Origin of the sequence: Rhizobium sp. SSA_523 (assembly GCF_030435705.1) — a bacterium.
Classification (GTDB): domain Bacteria; phylum Pseudomonadota; class Alphaproteobacteria; order Rhizobiales; family Rhizobiaceae; genus Neorhizobium.
Window position 1 is genome coordinate 1411928 of the sequence record NZ_CP129381.1, and the last position, 17988, is coordinate 1429915.

Below are 17988 nucleotides of genomic sequence, written 5' to 3' on the forward strand. Positions count from 1 at the left end.
TCAATGGCGGCACTGGCCGCGTGACGCTCTTGTCCGGCCGCGCTTCACGCGCGACCGGTCTTGTCTTGAGGAGGAGACCTATTGAGCGGGACCTGCAGCACCCGGTTTGCCCGGCAATTGCTGCGGGAAAAGCTCGTATTTGCCCTGCTTGTCCTTCGCCACCCAGACCCGTTCCCGCATGATCGAATCCTCCGCCCAGTTGAACATGTAGATCGGCGTGCCCGGCGGAATGTTGGAGAAGCGCTTGTTGATGATCAGCGCGCCCGGATATTCGGTAAGGCCGATCGTGTAGAGGTTCTGGGTGTAGAGTTTCTGATACTGTTTCATCAGTTCAGCCCGCTCGGCATTGTCCTGCGAGGCGATGAAGCGATTGACCAGATCAACCATCTGCTGCTCGAAGGGCAGGATATCGAGAGCCTGGCCTTCCGGGGCCCGGTGGTGCCAACTGGTGCGGGGCCCGACCGGTGCAAGCTGTTCGGTATTCTGCACGACCGAAGCCAGTTCGGAGCTGTTACGCCGCACGGCCCAGTCGAAGCGGCCTGAATAATGGGCAGCATCGCGCTGGTTGACATCCAGCGAATTCAGCACCACGCGGATGCCGAGTTTTGCCATCTGACCGACAAGTCCTTCAGCAAGGCTCTTGTCCGTCGTGTAAGCATTGTTGACGAGAAGAACGATTTCAACATCCTGCCCGCCGGCAGTGCCCTTGGGGAAATTGACCACGCCGTCATTGTCGGTGTCGACAAGACCCAGCTTCTTCAGCGTCGTCTTGGCGGCTTCCAGATCATAGGGATAATACACCGTCGATTTGCGGTCGTAGAAGCTCGTGCCGGAGGAGAGGCCGCCGGGATAGATCGCAGTGAACGGTCCCTTGACCAGGCTATCGCCGACAGCCTTGCGATCGATGGCAGAAGTGATCGCTTGGCGGAATTCCAGGTTGCGGTTCAACACGCGAACCGCCTGCTCCCGTTCATCGGGCGCACCCCAGCCATTGGCGGAGAAGTTCATGATAAGGTTATAGCCGATCAGTCGCTGACCAAAGGCCAGACGCGCCGGCGCACTGGGCTCTGCCGCGCGCTTCAGCGATGCCACGAAATTTTCCGGCTGTTCGAGATTGGAGAAATCACCGGAACCGGCCACCGCCTGCACGTCACGATCCGCCCAGGTGGAAAGCTTGTAGTGCATTTCATCGAGATAAGGCAGCTGCTGGCCCTTCTCGTCGACTTTCCAGTAATAGGGGTTGCGGCGCAGGACGATGATATCGTCCGGACGATAAGCGACCGGCACCCAGGCGCCCATGACGGGCATGTTCATATAGTCGGCGGGATAGGCGTTCTTGAACTGCTCATAGGTATTCTTGGAATATTTCGGATGCTTCGGCTTCAGCATATGCGCCGGGCCGGGGCAGAAGCTGCCATAGGCCATGGTGTAGAGATATTGCTTGGGAAAAGCCGCCTTGAAAGTCCATTCGACCGTGTAATCATCGACCTTGCGCAGGGTTGTGCCCTCGCCGAAAGCCTCTGGTGAGGCACCGCCACCCAGCGGCGAGACATTGGGATCCAGCACCGCATCATCCCAGTAGAACATCACGTCATCGGCGGTGAAGGCAACGCCGTCGGACCATCTGGCGCCCTTGACCAGATGCATTGTCAGCTTGTGGCCATCGGTCGACCACTCCCAGCTCCTGGCGAGGTTTGGCAGCGGTTCGGTATCCTTGGCATCGACCTGGAACAGCGGCGCGGTGCGCGTCAGGCATTCGGACAGGCCGATATCGATGCCGCCCCATCCCTGGCTCTGGCCGGCCATATAGTTCCAGCCCTCCGGGCGCCCGCCAATCACATGGCGCATGGTATCGCCATAGACACCGGCGCCATCCGGCATATTGCCCGTCTTGTAGACCAGAGGCTCCTCCGGCAGACGGTCCTTCAGCGGCGGAAGCTTGCCGGTCTTTTCGAATTTCTCGACCACCCATTCAGGCTCGCTATAGGAAGGCAGGGCCTTGAATTCGAGAATGGAATCGCGCGCCACATAGGTGATCTTGCCTTGCGCCGGCAAAGCCGCGGGTTCCGGCGGCGTGCCGGTTTCGAAAGCATGCGCATGGAGCGCAAAGAAAGACGCGCCGAGACCGAGCGCCGCGATCCTGTGCAATCTGCGGTATTGATGCATGTCCAGTCCTCCCTTTCGACGCTGGTGCGCCGCTCCTTAACCCCTGTCTATTTGCGGAAACCCCCTCCCGCAGGATTAGACGTCCAGGCCTTCATCCCTGATCCGGCCGGCATAGGCGATCGGCTCATCGCCTCTAACCGGCGGGGGCCGCCGCGCCCTTGTCCCGACGCATCTCCTCGATCGAGCGCACCGGCTGGCGCGCCGCACCATCCCACTCGCGAGTCTTCACCGTCGCGCGTGACAATCGTTCCTGCGCGGCGGGGATCGCCTCGGCATATTGCGGCAGCCAGCGTGCCTGCGCGACGACCATCTCATCCACCATCTGCCAAACCTCTTCCGGCGTCGCGACCGCCCCCACCAGCGGATCGTGCAGAACGGCCAGTTTGAGAAGATCGATGTCGCCTGTAACGGCGGCATGAACGGACATGCGTTGGACGTTGATCGATGCCGTGCAGGTGGCTGCACAGGCTTCAGGCAGAGTGATACCGGACACCATATTGATGCCGAAGCGATCGACGAAGCCGGGCGATTCGATGATGGCGTCCGCCGGCAGATTGGTGATCACGCCTGTATTGCGGAGATTGAAATGGCCTCGATAGACCCGGCCGGTCTCCAGCGCCTCCAGAATATGGCTGGCATGTTCATTGGAACGACGCGCCGGATCGATGGGCCGTCTCGCCTGCTCCAGCGCGCGGGGAAAATCGGTCTCGAACCAATTGCGTGTTTCGGTCGTGTGCCGCAGGTAGCCGCCGGTTTCGCCATGGATCCAGTCGGACAGGTCGATCCAGCGCGTGATCTCTTCCGGCCGCTTGCGATACCAGGGCAGATATTCCGAAAGATGCCCATTGCTTTCCGTCGAATAGACGCCGAAGCGCTTCAGGACATCGATGCGCAGCTTCTCCTGCTTTGCGTAGACCGGATGCGCCTCGAAGGCGGTGATCAACTCCTCTTTGCCGATCCTGCGCCCGTTCAGCCGAAGATCGACGAACCATGTCTGATGGTTGATGCCGGAGCAAATATAGTCCAGCTCCTTGACCGACGAGGCTCCCAGGACTTCTGCAATCTGGGCGGCGCCGTGCTGCACCCCGTGGCAGAGGCCGACCGTATCGACCTTGCCATATTCGATGGCCGCCCAGGTATTCATCGCCATCGGGTTCGCATAGTTCAGGAAGCGCGCGCCCGGTGCAGCGACCTCGCGGATATCCTTGCAGAAATCCAGAATGACCGGGATGTTGCGCTGACCATAGAGAATGCCGCCCGCACAGATCGTATCCCCGACGCATTGATCGACCCCGTATTTCAGCGGAATGCGAATGTCGTCCGCATAGGCATCCAGCCCGCCGACCCGGACGCAACTGATGACGTAGCGCGCACCCTCCAGAGCACGTCGCCGATCTGTCGTTGCGGTCACCCGCGTTGGAAGATTGTTGGCCTCCACGATGCGCTCCAGGATGGCGCGGATCATACCCAGATTATGCTCGCTGATATCGGTCAGAGCGAATTCCACATCCCGGAACTCCGGCACGCAGAGGATGTCGGTAAACAGCTTCTTGGTGAAGCCGACACTTCCGGCGCCGATGATAGCGATTTTGAAACTCATGCGTACGATCCTCCCTGCAAGCGCTGGCCGCGAGAACCGACCTCTTCCTTACGCCCGCCACCTCGCAGTATCGGCCTCACGGAAAGGCCGGAAAACAGGCGTGATAGAGCGTCAGGTTTCCGCTTGTTCTTGGCTTCTGCTCATGTCGTAAGAGGAGATTACGCATAATCCCGGAGAGCGACAGAGAAGGATTGTGCTTTCATGGGTAGTTTTGTGCTCCATCATTGCACGGAGGAAGAAGCACATCCTCGGGCAGGATCGAACGCTGCGTCCGGCTTCCGGAACGCGGCAGGCGGCAGTCCATCAGGTTCCGTGAATGGGGACCCGGACGAGGCGCCAGCCCTGCGGCAGGCACAGGAACAGGTGCGGAGCGAGCCTGCCCAAAGCGCTGCGGAGTGAGAGCGTGGAGTGATGTCGTTGCCGGAGCTAGTCCCGCGCGGCCGCCATGGTCAGTGCGGTCTCGATCGCCTGGCCGACCGCAAGAATTGTCCGATCCTTCATGGCCGCACCGGCCACCATCAAGCCCACCGGCGCCTCATCGCCTCTATGGCAGGGGATAGACAGGGCACAGCCGTCCAGGAAGTTGATCATGGTGGGATTTCGCAGGATCAGGCCGTTTGCCGCGAAAAAGGCCTCGTCGCTCTCGATCAAGGGGCCGAGTTCGGGGGCGATGACCGGTACGGTCGGCATGATCAAAGCATCATAACCGGCGATCTGGTCTTCGACCGTCGCAACCCATCGCCGGCGCACATCGAGCGCATCGATGTAATCGGCGGCGGACAATTCCTTGCCGCGCAGAATCCGCAGCCGTACGCGTGGATCGTAACGATCGCCGAGGTTCTCCAGCAGGTCCTTGTGCCAGGCATAGGCTTCCGGCGCCACCAGCCCTCCCCGTGCATAAATGCCTGCCACTTCGGAAAAGGCCGGCAGCTCGATCTCCACCACATGCGCGCCATGACGGGAGAGCACCGTCAAGGCGCGGTCGAATGCAGCGGCGACCGTCGCATCCATATTGGAGAGAACCACCGTTTGGGGAACTGCCAGACGGAGGCCACGCAGCGGCAGAGGACGACCCGACAGGTGAGCGTTACCGGATAGAACGGCATCGATGGCGGCGCAGCAGGCGACGCTTGCCGCAATCGGTCCGATCGAATCCAGCGAGGTCGAGAGCGGAACGACGCCCTCGGCGGAGACGCGCCGGGCGGTTGGCTTGAAGCCGGTCAAACCACAGAGGGCGGCAGGGATGCGGATGGAGCCCCCGGTATCTGTTCCGATCGCCGCCACCGCCATGCCATCGGTGACCGAAATTGCCGCGCCGGAGGAGGACCCGCCCGGAATGCGGCCAGTCGCCCGATCGAATGGGTTTCGCGGCGTGCCATAATGCGGATTGATGCCAATGCCGGAAAAGGCGAATTCGCTCATATTCGTCGTGCCGGTGATCACGGCCCCGGCCGACAGGAGACGCCGCACGACGGGCGAATCCTGCGCAGCTGGTCTGGCATGGGTGAGAGCAAGGGAGCCGGCCGTCGTTCGCTCCCCCGCCACGTCGAAGAGATCCTTGACGGAGATCGGCAGCCCCTCCAGCAGCGACCGCTTATGGCCGGCGGCCCGCATGGCATCGGAAGCCTCTGCAAGTTTAAGGCTGCGCTGCGCATTCAGCCGGATAAAGGCCCGTGCGCCCTCCCCGTCCGGGTCGTTGATCCGGTCCAGAGCCTGCCGGGTCAGACGGTCGGATGTGGTGACGGCTGCATCAAGTTCGGCGGAGACAGTCTGGACGGTAGGGAGGGTCATGCGGGGCTTGCTCGGCTGGCTGCGATTGCGGTGGTTGGAGTGTTAAACCTCGGGCGGGAATAGGCAAGTGTCACCCTGCGTTTTCCCTCGACAGACCCAAGGCGAGGCATGACTGTGTCCAAGCAAAGATCCGAGTTGACGGCTGTCAACCGCAACCATCTCCCCCCTCCTCCCTAGGGTCAAATCCTGACTGAGTTTCGGCCCGAATGCCGTCACGGAAGAACCGGCCGCAATTGCTGCGCAATGCGCCGCAGTGGCTGCAGATAGGCACTGGGCAGATCCATCGCCGGGATCTGCGCGGCGGCAGCACCGATATTGAGTGCAGCGACACACTGCCCCTTCGCATTCAGAAGCGGAACGGCAATCGAGCAAAGCCCCCATTCCAGCTCCTGGTCGATCACGGCATAGCCCTGCTGACGGATCAAGGCCAGTTCCTCCAGCAACGCACCGATATCGGTTTTCGTCCTCGGCGTCAGCGCCGGGCGGGTTTCCGCCTCAAGACGCGCCCTCGCCTCTCCCTCCGGCAGATCCGCCAGGAGAACCCGGCCCATGGAGGCGCAATAGGCCGGCAGGCGACTGCCGGCGGTAAGATTGATAGACATGACGCGTTTCTGCGAGGCCCGCGCAAGGTATACGATTTCGGACCCGTCCAGAACGCTGACAGAGGCGCTCTGGCCGATCTCCTCGGCCAACCGGTCCAGGAAAGGCTGGACGATCAGCGCCAGTGGCGCCGCGGAGAGATAGGCATGGCCCAGGCGGAGAATGCGCGGAGTGAGCGAGAAATATTTGCCATCATAGGCGGCATAACCAAGAGCGGCGAGCGTTAAGAGACAGCGGCGCGCCGTTGCGCGGTCCAGCCCTGCTCGTCCGGCTGCCTCGGTGATGGATAGGCGCGGCTGCGCCTCGCCGAAGGCTTCAATGACCTTCAGGCCTTTTGCCAGTCCGCCGATGAAATCCGTGTCGCGCATGCTCGCTCTCCTTCATCACATCATGTGCGATATGCGAACAAAAATCAATTATCGCACAAAAAAGTTGACGGCTGGCAACTGCCGGGCGCTTTATGGAGCACGTAAAAAAAGAGGAGCGGAGCAATCCATGGACAAGACAATCGGCAGCCTGGCAGAGGCCGTGGCAGCCATTCCGGATGGTGCGACGATCATGATCGGCGGCTTCGGGGGGTCTGGCGCACCCATCGAACTCATCCACGCCATCATCGACAGAGGCGTCAAGGATCTTACGGTCATCAACAACAATGCCGGCAATGGACGGATCGGCATTGCAGCAATGATCGACGCCGGACTGGTGCGGAAGATGATTTGTTCATTTCCCCGGTCGTCCGACCCGCGCGCCTTCACCGAGCGCTATCTGGCTGGAGAAATCGAACTGGAGCTGGTGCCACAGGGCACGCTTGCCGAGCGCATCCGCGCCGGCGGCGCCGGCATACCGGCCTTCTTCACCCCAACCGGCTACGGCACCGAATTGGCTGAAGGGAAACCCGTCGCCGAGTTCGATGGTCGCCATTATGTCCAGGAGCGCTGGCTGAAGGCCGATTTCGCCATTGTCAAAGCGCAGCTGGGCGACCCCTATGGCAACCTGACCTACAATAAAGCCGGGCGCAATTTTAACCCGCTGATGTGCATGGCCGCGCGCACCACCATTGCCCAGGTCTCGAAGATCGTTCCGGCGGGCGGCATCGATCCCGAGCATGTCGTCACCCCCGGCATCTTCGTGAAGACGCTGGTCGAGGTGTCGCAGCCACAGCAGGAAGAAGAACTCATTCGAGCCGGAGTAGCCTATTCATGACCGTCGACCTGCATGACGCAATCAAATTGTCGAATGCCCAGATCGCTTGGCGCGCCGCCCAGGACATCGAGGATGGCGCCTATGTCAATCTCGGCATCGGCTTTCCGGAAATGGTGGCACGCTTCCAGCCACCCGGCCGTCAGGCGATCTTCCATACCGAAAACGGCATCCTGAACTTCGGTGAGGCCCCGCCGGCCGGCGAGGAGGATTGGGATCTCATCAATGCCGGCAAGAAAGCAGTGACGCTGAAGCCGGGCGCGGCCTTCTTCCATCACGCGGACAGTTTTGCCATGGTTCGGGGAGGGCATCTGGATGTGGCCATCCTCGGCGCCTATCAGGTGGCGCAAACCGGCGATCTCGCCAATTGGCGCGTCGGATCGAAGGGCGTGCCGGCAGTGGGCGGCGCCATGGATCTGGTGCATGGCGCCAAGCAGGTCTTCGTCATCACGGAGCATGTGACCAAGGACGGGAAGCCGAAACTCGTCGATGCCTGCACATTCCCGCTGACCGGTATCGCCTGCATTACGCGTGTCTATACCAGCCATGCCGTGATCGATATCAAGGACCGGCATTTTGTCGTCCGCGAGAAGCGGCCGGAGATGACCCTTGAGGCATTGCAGGCTATGACCGGTGCGCCCTTGCATACGGATGGCCCCATCGCCGACCTGATCGTGCCCGAGGTTTGAGGAGAGAGATCGATGACTGACGCTTTTATCTGCGACTATATCCGCACGCCCATCGGCCGCTTCGGCGGCTCCCTATCCTCCGTCCGCGCCGATGATCTGGGGGCCATACCGCTCAAGGCCTTGATGGAGCGCAATGGCGGCGTCGACTGGGATGCCGTCGATGACGTGATCCTCGGATGTGCCAACCAGGCTGGCGAAGACAATCGCAATGTCGCGCGCATGGCAGCCCTTCTCGCGGGCCTTCCGGTGCTTGCCACCGGCACCACGATGAACAGGTTGTGCGGCTCCGGAATGGATGCCGTGATCACCGCTGCCCGCGCCATCAAGGCCGGCGAGCTCGACCTGATGATCGCCGGTGGCGTAGAAAGCATGAGCCGCGCGCCCTTCGTACTGCCGAAGGCCGAGACGGCCTTTTCGCGTCATGCGGAAATCCATGATACCACGATCGGCTGGCGCTTCATCAACCCGCTGATGGATTCGCGCTACGGCACCGATTCCATGCCCGAGACCGGCGATAATGTGGCGATCCAGTATAAGGTCTCCCGCGAAGATCAGGATGCTTTCGCACTCCGCAGCCAGGAAAAGGCCGCCACTGCGCAGGGGAACGGCCGTCTCGCGAAGGAGATTACCCCGGTCAGCATTCCACAGCGCAAGGGCGATCCTCTGCTTGTCGATCGGGATGAACATCCACGGGCAACCACGCTGGAGGCGCTAGCCAAGCTGCGCCCGCTCAACAAGATGTCCGGAGCCACAGTGACGGCCGGAAACGCCTCGGGTGTCAATGATGGTGCCGCCGCCCTGATCATCGCTTCCGAAGCTTCGGCGGCCAAACATGGCCTGCGGCCGATCGCCCGCATCCTCGGCGGTGCCACTGCCGGCGTGGAGCCGCGGATCATGGGCATTGGCCCGGCACCGGCGTCACAGCGGCTGTTGTCCCGCCTCAGGCTGACCGCAGACCAGCTCGATGTCATCGAACTGAACGAAGCCTTTGCGTCGCAGGGCATCGCGACGTTGAGGGAACTCGGCATCGCCGACGATGATGCCCGCGTGAACCGCAATGGCGGCGCGATCGCGCTCGGTCACCCTCTGGGCATGTCGGGTGCACGCATCGCCGGCACGGCGGCACTCGAACTTGCCGAAAGCGGCGGCCGTTACGCCCTCGCCACCATGTGCATCGGGGTCGGGCAGGGGATCGCCATCGCGCTCGAGCGGGTCTAGGTTTCGCTCCTCAAACTGAACGATTTTTTCTCATACCACGCCCCAAACCCTGGTTGAGTCTTGACCCGGATTCTCCGACGCGGATCGGACGGCGGCACCCTTCAGCCATCAAGGCTTGAGGGGTGTTGTCCCGCTTTGGCCGTAAAAGGCACGCGCATCGTTGAACATAAGCCGTCGATCATCGTCCCTGGTATAGAACATGTGACCCCCGCGATAGAGCTTGAGTTGCGTGCGCTGTCTCGCCAGGTCCGGCGGCAAATGATCCAGGACATAGCGGCTTGCGCCATAGGCGGTGAGGATGTCGCTATATCCATGCGCGACCATCAGCCTGAAGGAGGGGATCGTCGATAAAAGGTCGCGCAGATCGGTCTCCACACTCGCCGTCACTCGGCTATCGCCGCTGCGACCATCATTCCACTCCCAGCGGCGGTTGACGTCCTCGTTCAGCAGCGAATAGGTCATCTCGGTCTTGAAGCCGAGGTCCTGCCTCGCATAGGCCGCGAAGCCGGCACCATAGGCACGCGTATAACCATCGAGGATCGGGTCGTCATTGCGGCCATAGCTCGCCTCTGGATAGGCATCCTGCACCGCCACTCCCGCATCATAGGGACTGAGGATCTTGCCGGCACCCGCGGCCTGCTTGGCATAGATCTCTCCCACGAAGCCGCGCGTCTTCGCCACCACATCCTTCGGCAGGCCGGTGAAATCGGCAATGCGCTGGTAGAAAGCCTCGGCAGCGGCACCCTCCGGCCACGGACCGGCAAGGCTTGTCAGGTAATCCGTCATCGCGAACGTGTCGGCAAGCGCGAGACGTTCCGGATCGAATTGGCCCTGCCGCTCCAAGTGCGCAGCTGCCAGAGACGGAAACTGCAAGGCTGCCGCCAGCGGGTCATCTCCCGCTCCGAAAACGAAGCGGCCCTCCATCAGGGGGGAGACCATGACAATGCCCGAGACGATGAGGCTCTGCGATTTCTTCAAGGACTGCGCCACCTTGGCGGCGCGGAACCCCCCATAGCTCTCGCCAAGGAGGTATTTCGGCGAGGCCAGCCGGTCGTTCTTCTGCACATACAGGGAGATTGCCTTGGCAAGGCTCTCAGCATCCTGCCGCACCGAGAAGTAGCGTTTTGCCCCGTCTTCCGTCGCAGCACGGCTCCAGCCCGTTCCCACCGGATCGATCAGCACCAGATCGGTGAAAGCAAGCCAGCTCTCGCGGTTATCCTGCAGAACGGGCTGGCTGCCATCTCCATTGGAACCGGAGAAGGGCAGGATTTTCGGTCCGACGAGACCCATGTGGAGATAGGCGGAGGCAGCCCCCGGGCCGCCATTGAAAACGAAGGTCACGGGTCGATCGGGTTTTGCATCGGTTTGACGATAGGCAGTGTAGAAGATCTTGGCCGAGACCTGGCCGTCGGCCCCGCGCAGTTCAAGCGTTCCCGCCGTCGCGGTATAGGGCAGGGGGCCCTCATCCGTTTGCAGCACATGCTTGGTTTCTGAATCGGCAGGAAGCATGGCAAGCAGGCCGCCTGCCGAAGAGGACTTGTCCTTTCCGGCCTCTGCCGCTTCATCCTGCTCCTGGCTCCAGGCAGGACCCACCACAGGAATGAATACCGAAGAAGGCAAAGCCGCCGAACATACCAGCAGGGCCGAAACCAGTGTCGAACGCATGCGCATCGCATTCCTCCCAATCATCCCACTCAATGTAGAGCAGGCGATGTAACCGGCGAATGAACTTATGCCAAATGTCGGTGATCGAGACCGGATGCGCGAGACCGAAGCCTTCCTCCGGCGCGCAACGCAGGCCGGAAAGCCATGCTCTCGTATCGGTCGGGCATTCCAGACACAGCCGGCCAACCCATTCCGCACAAGCTGAAATCCAAATGCGATCGGCCTCATCCGGCTCGGATGAGGCTCGACGCACATCAAGAGAGAGGCCGAATTCGTCCGGCCCGGGCTGATCCCGAAGCCTACTTCTTCACGATGACCCAGATGGCATGGATGATGCCGGGAATATAGCCGCAGAGCGTCAGGAGGATGTTCAGCCAGAAATGCAGGCCGATGCCGACCTGGAGAAACACGCCGACCGGCGGCAGCAAAATGGCAAACAGGATGCGAATGACGTCCACGATGAATCTCCGTCAACAAGGGATAGATGTCGCCGCATCAACGCAGCCGGCGTCACTTGGTTTCATGCCGGCCGCGGCCGATTGCAGTCCGCACGGCGCCTAGACGCCGAGCCCCCGCCCGTAGATCCGGTCAAGCACATTTGCCACATCCACCAGCCGGTCGGCCTCCGCATCATAGGTCGCACCTTGCGATAGCCGGCGCGCCCAGTCCGCTGCGGCGCGTCCGCCCCATGCATCAGGCGGCCCCGCCAGTTCCTCCCGTGTCGTCCCCTTCAGATGCTCCGCACGGAAATCATAGAAGGAACCGTTGATATTGGTCAGTTGGGCACCGCCCTCCGTCCCGTAGAAGGCGGCAGAGATCACCGCGTCCTGACCGGCCGGAAGACGCCAGGAGCAGGCGAGCCGGACGGTTGCTCCGCTTTCCAGATCGATCGTTGCCACCGCATAGTCTTCAATCTTGTCGCTGTCTCCGCTGATCGCCTGCCCGCCGCTCATCAGGCGGCTGGAAACGGCCGATGCCGCCGGAAAACCGAGCGACCACAGCGCCGCATCGACGAGATGCACGCCAAGATCGATCACGCAGCCGCCGCCCGACAGCGACTTCTCGTAAAACCACGGCTTGTCCGGACCATAGGCATTGTGAAACGTCAGGTCCGCCGCATAGATCGATCCGAGTGCGCCGGAGCGGATCAGGTCCCTGATCTTCTGCATTCCCTCGGTGAAACGGTAGGAGAGATCGACAGCCAGCAGGCGATCCGCAGAGCGCGCGGCATCCACCACGGCCTGAACCTCCTGCTCGGTCCGGCCGAGCGGCTTCTGGCAGAAGACGGCGCGCCCGCTTTCCAGCACGCGAATGGATTCAGCCGCATGCCGGGCATTCGGCGTGGCGATCACAACGCCATCGAGATCTTCCCGCAGCATGGCGTCAAGCCCGTCCACCACCCGCGCTTGCGGCGCAAGCCGGCAGGCTTCTTCCAGCATGGCAGGGTTGGGATCGGCAATCGCCACCGCCTGCGCAACCCCGGTGTCGAGGACTGCCTGCATCCGGTTACGGCCGATCCAGCCGACCCCAAGGAAACCGAGGCGGATCGGGCGGGTCTCTGTCTGCAAGTCGCTTTTCATCACCATCGTGTTCATGCGTATGTCACCAGTGCCTTGAGAAAACCATCCGGCCGGTCGCGCGTGGCGTCCAGGGCCTCATCCAGCCTTTCGAGCGGATAGCGATGCGTATAGAGGCTCGACGGATCGAGCCGCCCGGCCACCACGCCGTCCACGGCTTCGCGCATGCCCTGAAGGTAAACGGCCGGATCGCGCTCATGCGCGTTGATGACATCTATGCCGCGCCAGTTCCACAGCTGCATATTGATCTGCCGCGGACCATCCTGATGATAGCCGGCGACGATCAGCCGGCCCCTCTCGCATGTAAGCTCGGCAGCGAGATCCAGCGGCCACTGCTTGCCCACGGCCTCGATGACACGGTCGCAGAACCGGCCCTGCGTCAGTGCCTTGACCTTCTCGATGATCTGCCAGTGATCGTCCATCTCGATGACCTCGGCCGCTCCCATGCGTCGCGCCACGTCGAGGGAAAAGGGCCGACGCGAAATGGCGATGACGGAGGCGCCGGCACGGGAGGCAAGCTGCGTCAGAAGCGCGCCGAGGAAGCCGATCCCGATGATCGCCACAACCTGTCCAGGCTTTATCTCCGCGCGACGGAAGATATTCATCGCGCAGCCCAGGGGCTCCGCCGGAAACGGCACGCCATCCAGAGCCGGCGGCAGCTTCACGACGGCCGAGACATCGGCAAGATCATGCTCCGCATAGGCGTGGTAGCTCAGCGCGGCTACGCGCTCGCCGGGCGCAAAGCCCTGGACATCCTCGCCGACAGCGTCGATCACGCCCCATCCCTCATGACCCAGCCCGCCGGGCTCGGTCGGAAACGTCATCCATTCCGGACCCGACCAGGGCGTGAGATTGGAGGCGCAGACACCCGAACCTTCCAGCCGGATCCTTACCTGTCCCTTGCCGGGATGCGGAAGCTCGGTCTGCCGCACCTCGATCGTGCCCGGCCCTGTCACGACAGCCGCAGCCATGGTCTTGGTTCTTCGCGAGAGCGTGTCCATCCCTGTCCCTTCTTTTTCCTTCTGTTGCGCACAAGGCGCCGATGACGGGAAGCTAACAGGGGAAAGGCGGCAGAGTTCCTGAAGAAGATGACACTGTTGAAGTCATCAAAGATGCTGACCTTCCGCCGGCTTGGCGGCGCTGCGTCACGAAAGGCGTCATTTGCGCTGGAACTATTGCTTCTGCCGCTTGTTCAGCCGGCGAAGTCTTCATCATCATCCCTCCAACGTCAGGCAAAAAACCGTGTCAAAAAAGGTACTTATCACAGGTGGCTGCGGCTTCATCGGCCGTTACGTGACGGAAGAACTGCGTGCCGGCGGTTATCAGGTTCGCATTCTCGACGCGCTGATCGACCAGGTGCATGGCGATGCGGAAGCCGCCATTCCCGCCGATGTCGAATTCATTCGCGGCGACGTTTGCGACAAGGATAAGGTGCAGGAAGCGCTGCGGGATGTTGACCTTGTGGTGCATCTCGCCGCCGAGGTCGGCGTCGGCCAGTCCATGTATGAGATTGCCCGCTATGTCGGCGGCAATGACCTCGGCACCGCGGTTCTTCTGGAAGCGATGATCGGCCTTCCGGTGAAGCGCATCGTCGTGGCCTCCTCGATGAGCGTCTACGGCGAAGGCCTTTATGTCGACGAGGCCGGCAGGCGGTTTGGCCAGGTGCGTCGCAAGGCCTCGCAGATCAAGGCCGGCGAATGGGAGGCGAGGGGGCCGAATGGCGAGCATCTGACGCCTGCCCCGACGGATGAGGAGAAGCCGGTTGATCTGGCCTCGATCTACGCGCTGACGAAATATGCGCAGGAGCGCGCCGTCCTGATCTATGGCGAAGCCTATGGCGTGGACGCCACGGCACTGCGCCTGTTCAACGTCTTCGGTCCCGGCCAGGCCCTGTCCAACCCCTATACCGGCGTTCTGGCGAATTTCGCCTCTCGTATTGCCAATGGCCAGCCGCCAATGATCTTCGAGGACGGCCAGCAGAGGCGCGACTTCGTGCATGTCCGCGACGTGGCGCGTGCCTTCCGGCTGGCGCTGGAGAAGCCGCGCGCTTCTGGCCATGTCATCAATGTCGGCAGTGGACAGTCCTATTCCGTTGCCGATGTCGCAAGCATGCTGGCAGAGGCGATGAATGCGCCGCATCTCCAGCCGGACATCATGAACAAAGCGCGCTCCGGCGATATCCGCAACTGCTTCTCCGACATTTCCAAGGCGCGGGAACTGCTTGGTTTCGAGCCGCAGCACCGGCTCGAAACGTCGCTTGGCGAGCTTGCTGCCTGGGTGCGCACCGCCGGCGCCATCGATCGCGGCGCGGAGATGAAGCGTCAACTGGAGGAGCGGGGCCTGGTATCATGATGGAAACGTCCTCCCCGCAGTCCAGCCCCGCCTTCGGCTTTGTGGAATGGTTTCGCCCAGGTGAATATGAACGGACGGAACGCCTGCTTCCCGACATCGTCAAGAGCGGCGCCTCCTACCTGCGAACCCACCTCTCCTGGGCGGAATATCTGGCACCTGGCGGCGAGGCGTGGTTCGATTGGCTGATACCGAAGCTCGGGCGCGAGATCGATCTCCTGCCCTGCATCCACTACACCCCGCCCTCGCTCTCGCGCACGGGACGCTCCAGCGGAGCGCCGGTGGTGCTGAAGGATTACGCCGATTTCGTCGATCATGTGCTGACGCGCTATGGGCAGCATTTCGAGCACATCGAATTGTGGAACGAGCCCAACAATCTCCTCGACTGGGACTGGCGCGAAGATGCCGATTTTTCGCTCTTTTGCGAAATGGTGGGTGGCGCCGCCTATTGGGCGCGCGAACGCGGCTGGAAGCCGGTTCTCGGTGGTCCTTGCCCTTTCGACCCGATGTGGCTCAACCTGATGGGCGACCGGGGTGTTCTCGGCGTGGTCGATGCTGTCGGCTTCCACGGCTTTCCCGGCACCTGGGATAGCGAGGAGGGCAGCTGGGGCGGCTGGGACATGCATCTGGGCGAGATGCGACAGGTCATAGACCGACACAATCCGAAGGCCGAGATCTGGATTACGGAAACTGGCTATTCCACCTGGCGCAACGACGAGATGGAGCAGGCCAGACGCTTCATGAAGGCCCTGCAGGTTCCTGCGGATCGTCTTTATTGGTATTCCTTTGCCGATGTCCCGCCGGATGTTGCGGTTCAGGAGGGCCTCTGGTTCGATCCGCGGCATTACCATCTCGGCGCCGTCACGCACGAGAACCAGCCGAAACTTCTCGCGCGGCTCCTGATGGAGGGCGGGCTGCCCCGCCTGCGGGCGGTCACGGAGCTTGCAGTTCCCAATATCACCACAGGCGCGGCGCCGGTCGTCATCACCGGCGGCAGCGGCTTTATCGGATCCAACCTGGCGGAGAGCTTCCTGGCGGAAGGCGAGGACGTCATGATCCTGGACAATCTGGCACGGCCGGGCGTCGATCAGAACCTGGAATGGCTGCGGGAGCGGCATGGGCGCCGGGTTCATCCGGTCCTTGCCGATGTCCGTGATCTGCGCGGCATAGAAGGCGCCTTCAAAGATGCCAAGGCCGTTTTCCACCTCGCCGCCCAGACTGCGGTCACGACCAGCCTCGTATCGCCCATAGATGATTTCGAGGCCAATGCGCGCGGCACCATCAATGTGCTGGAAGCCGTCCGCCGGGCGGGACACCGGTCGCCGGTGATCTTTGCCAGCACCAACAAGGTCTATGGCGCGCTCGACGATCTGGAAATGCTGGACGAGGGCGACCGCTACCGACCTGCCGATCCGCTCGTCCACAAGCGCGGCATTGGCGAGAGCAGGCCGCTGGATTTCTGCACCCCCTACGGATGTTCCAAAGGCGTTGCGGACCAGTATGTCCTCGACTACGCCAAGTCCTTCGATATCCCGACGGCCGTCCTGCGCATGAGCTGTATCTACGGTCCCCGCCAGTTCGGCACCGAGGACCAGGGCTGGGTCGCGCATTTCCTGATCCGCGCCCTCGCCGGGGAGCCGATCTCCATCTACGGCGACGGCAAGCAGGTTCGCGACATCCTGCATGTCGACGATGCCGTGGCCGCCTATCGCGGCGTGCTGGCCGGTATCGGCAAGATACGCGGCGAGGTGTTCAATCTGGGCGGCGGGCCGCAGAATTCCGTCAGCATCCTCTCCGTTCTCGCCGAGATCGAGCGGCTGACGGCGCGGCCGCTGCAGACCTCCTTCGGCGATTGGCGTGCCGGCGATCAGTTCTACTTCGTCGCCGATACGGGCAAGTTGCAGGAACGGCTCGGCTGGCGTGCACGGATCCGCTGGCAGAGCGGCCTCTCGCATCTGGCCGAATGGCTGGCCGATCATCGCTTTGGCGGCCGCCAGGTGCTCCAGCAAGCGGTGAGGGTCACGGCATGAACCAGATCCTGCGCCCCCGTCGAATTCTGATGACGGTGGATGCCGTCGGCGGCGTCTGGCGCTATGCCATGGATCTCGCTCGTGGCCTGGCCAAACAGCGGATGGAGATCGTCTTCGCCGGCTTCGGCCCGGCACCGGATGCCACCAAGCGGCGCGAGGCCGAAGCCATCGGAAAGCTTGTCTGGCTTCCGGCACCGCTCGACTGGATGGCCGATGGCGAGGCCGACGCGCAGCGTGCCGGCGCGCAGATCGCGGAACTGGCGGCGGGGGAGAAGGTGGATCTCCTGCATCTGAACCTCCCCTCCCAGGCGGCCAGCCTGGCGCTCGATATTCCGGTCCTGACGGTCTCGCATTCCTGTGTCGTCACCTGGTTTGCCTGCATGCGGGGCGGAAAGGTGCCCGAGGCCTGGTCATGGCAGAAGACGCTCAATGCGCAGGGACTGGCAAGGGCCGATATCGTCGTCGTCCCCAGCCGCTCGCATGGCGTGATGCTGGAAGAGGCCTATGGACCGCAGCCGCATCTTGCGGTGGTTCACAACGCCACCCGGCTCTCGCCGGAATGGCCGCGCAAGCAGAACTTCGTTTTCGCAGCCGGGCGCTGGTGGGACGACGGCAAGAATGGCCGCACCCTCGATGAGGCGGCGGAGCATGCCAGCTGGCCGATCCTGATGGCGGGTCCGACCCATGGCCCGAGCGGCCAGCAGGTGGCGCTTCTGGCCGCCACCGGCCTTGGCGAACTGAGCCATTCCGAGGCGATGAACCATCTTGTGCGGGCAGGCATTTTCGTTTCGCCCTCGCTTTACGAGCCTTTCGGGCTGGCCGCGCTGGAAGCGGCGCGTCTCGGGGCTGCGCTCGTCCTGTCCGACATTCCGACCTATCGGGAATTGTGGGACGGTGCGGCTTTGTTCGCCGACCCGCATGAACCGCAGGAATTTGCGGACCAGATTAACCGGCTTGCCGCGGATGAGAGGCTTCGCAGCGACCTTGCCCGCCAGGCCCAGACCGCATCCAAGGCATTCACCCTCGACCGGCAGGTCCATGGCATGGCTGAGCTCTACGCGCAGGCCACCGGACGCCATTCAGCCCAAGCCGCAGCGGAGTAA

General features: G+C 62.4%; 14 protein-coding genes. 6 read left to right on the top strand and 8 right to left on the bottom strand.

Annotation, left to right across the window (positions count from 1 at the left end; genetic code table 11):
* Window positions 1-78 precede the first annotated feature (78 nt).
* The 4 genes from QTJ18_RS07665 to QTJ18_RS07680 form a co-directional block, all read right to left on the bottom strand.
* Window positions 79-2166, bottom strand: a complete 2088-nt coding sequence (locus QTJ18_RS07665) for an ABC transporter substrate-binding protein (protein ID WP_252754041.1) — start codon at window positions 2164-2166, stop codon at window positions 79-81.
* A 133-nt stretch (window positions 2167-2299) separates the two neighbouring features.
* Window positions 2300-3766, bottom strand: a complete 1467-nt coding sequence (locus tag QTJ18_RS07670; RefSeq protein WP_252754040.1) for an alpha-glucosidase/alpha-galactosidase — start codon at window positions 3764-3766, stop codon at window positions 2300-2302.
* Between the two features lie 426 nt (window positions 3767-4192).
* Entirely contained in the window at window positions 4193-5557 is a 1365-nt protein-coding gene (locus QTJ18_RS07675) for an amidase (protein ID WP_252754039.1), read from the bottom strand.
* A 212-nt stretch (window positions 5558-5769) separates the two neighbouring features.
* Window positions 5770-6525: an IclR family transcriptional regulator domain-containing protein gene (locus tag QTJ18_RS07680; RefSeq protein ID WP_252754038.1), complete on the bottom strand. Its 756-nt coding sequence runs from the start codon at window positions 6523-6525 to the stop codon at window positions 5770-5772.
* Between the two features lie 127 nt (window positions 6526-6652).
* On the opposite strand from QTJ18_RS07680, the gene QTJ18_RS07685 reads away from it, so the two are divergent.
* The 3 genes from QTJ18_RS07685 to pcaF are packed head-to-tail and all read left to right on the top strand — an operon-like array spanning window position 6653 to window position 9264.
* Window positions 6653-7360, top strand: coding sequence for a 3-oxoacid CoA-transferase subunit A (locus tag QTJ18_RS07685; RefSeq protein ID WP_252754219.1), 708 nt, complete (start codon window positions 6653-6655; stop codon window positions 7358-7360).
* Window positions 7357-8046: a 3-oxoacid CoA-transferase subunit B gene (locus QTJ18_RS07690; protein WP_252754037.1), complete on the top strand. Its 690-nt coding sequence runs from the start codon at window positions 7357-7359 to the stop codon at window positions 8044-8046. Before QTJ18_RS07685 ends, QTJ18_RS07690 begins: the two co-directional genes overlap by 4 nt.
* Window positions 8047-8058: 12 nt before the next feature.
* Window positions 8059-9264, top strand: a complete 1206-nt coding sequence (gene pcaF, locus QTJ18_RS07695) for a 3-oxoadipyl-CoA thiolase (protein ID WP_252754036.1) — start codon at window positions 8059-8061, stop codon at window positions 9262-9264.
* 108 nt (window positions 9265-9372) lie between these two features.
* Here pcaF and QTJ18_RS07700 read toward each other — a convergent pair whose 3' ends face one another.
* The 4 genes from QTJ18_RS07700 to QTJ18_RS07715 all read right to left on the bottom strand — a co-directional run bounded on the left by QTJ18_RS07700 (window position 9373) and on the right by QTJ18_RS07715 (window position 13507).
* Entirely contained in the window at window positions 9373-10935 is a 1563-nt protein-coding gene (locus tag QTJ18_RS07700; RefSeq protein ID WP_489667243.1) for a S10 family peptidase, read from the bottom strand.
* A 293-nt stretch (window positions 10936-11228) separates the two neighbouring features.
* Window positions 11229-11387, bottom strand: a complete 159-nt coding sequence (locus QTJ18_RS07705) for a YqaE/Pmp3 family membrane protein (RefSeq protein ID WP_252754034.1) — start codon at window positions 11385-11387, stop codon at window positions 11229-11231.
* Window positions 11388-11486: 99 nt separating this feature from the next.
* A complete protein-coding gene (locus QTJ18_RS07710) occupies window positions 11487-12524 on the bottom strand; it encodes a Gfo/Idh/MocA family protein (RefSeq protein ID WP_252754033.1) in 1038 nt (345 codons plus the stop codon).
* On the bottom strand, window positions 12521-13507 hold the full coding sequence (locus tag QTJ18_RS07715; protein WP_252754032.1) for an MDR/zinc-dependent alcohol dehydrogenase-like family protein: 987 nt from the start codon (window positions 13505-13507) through the stop codon (window positions 12521-12523). Before QTJ18_RS07715 ends, QTJ18_RS07710 begins: the two co-directional genes overlap by 4 nt.
* Before the next feature lie 241 nt (window positions 13508-13748).
* Here QTJ18_RS07715 and QTJ18_RS07720 point away from each other — a divergent pair, with 241 nt between their 5' ends.
* From QTJ18_RS07720 to QTJ18_RS07730, 3 genes are read left to right on the top strand one after another with little or no spacing between them, the layout of a single operon-like run.
* Window positions 13749-14858 carry an NAD-dependent epimerase/dehydratase family protein gene (locus tag QTJ18_RS07720; protein WP_252754031.1) on the top strand — a complete coding sequence of 370 codons (1110 nt, stop codon included), beginning with the start codon at window positions 13749-13751 and terminating at the stop codon, window positions 14856-14858.
* The gene (locus QTJ18_RS07725) at window positions 14855-16885 is read left to right on the top strand and encodes an NAD-dependent epimerase/dehydratase family protein (RefSeq protein WP_301557749.1); all 2031 of its coding nucleotides are present in this window, start codon (window positions 14855-14857) and stop codon (window positions 16883-16885) included. Before QTJ18_RS07720 ends, QTJ18_RS07725 begins: the two co-directional genes overlap by 4 nt.
* Complete coding sequence (locus tag QTJ18_RS07730) at window positions 16882-17988, top strand: glycosyltransferase family 4 protein (RefSeq protein ID WP_252754030.1); 1107 nt, start codon at window positions 16882-16884, stop codon at window positions 17986-17988. Before QTJ18_RS07725 ends, QTJ18_RS07730 begins: the two co-directional genes overlap by 4 nt.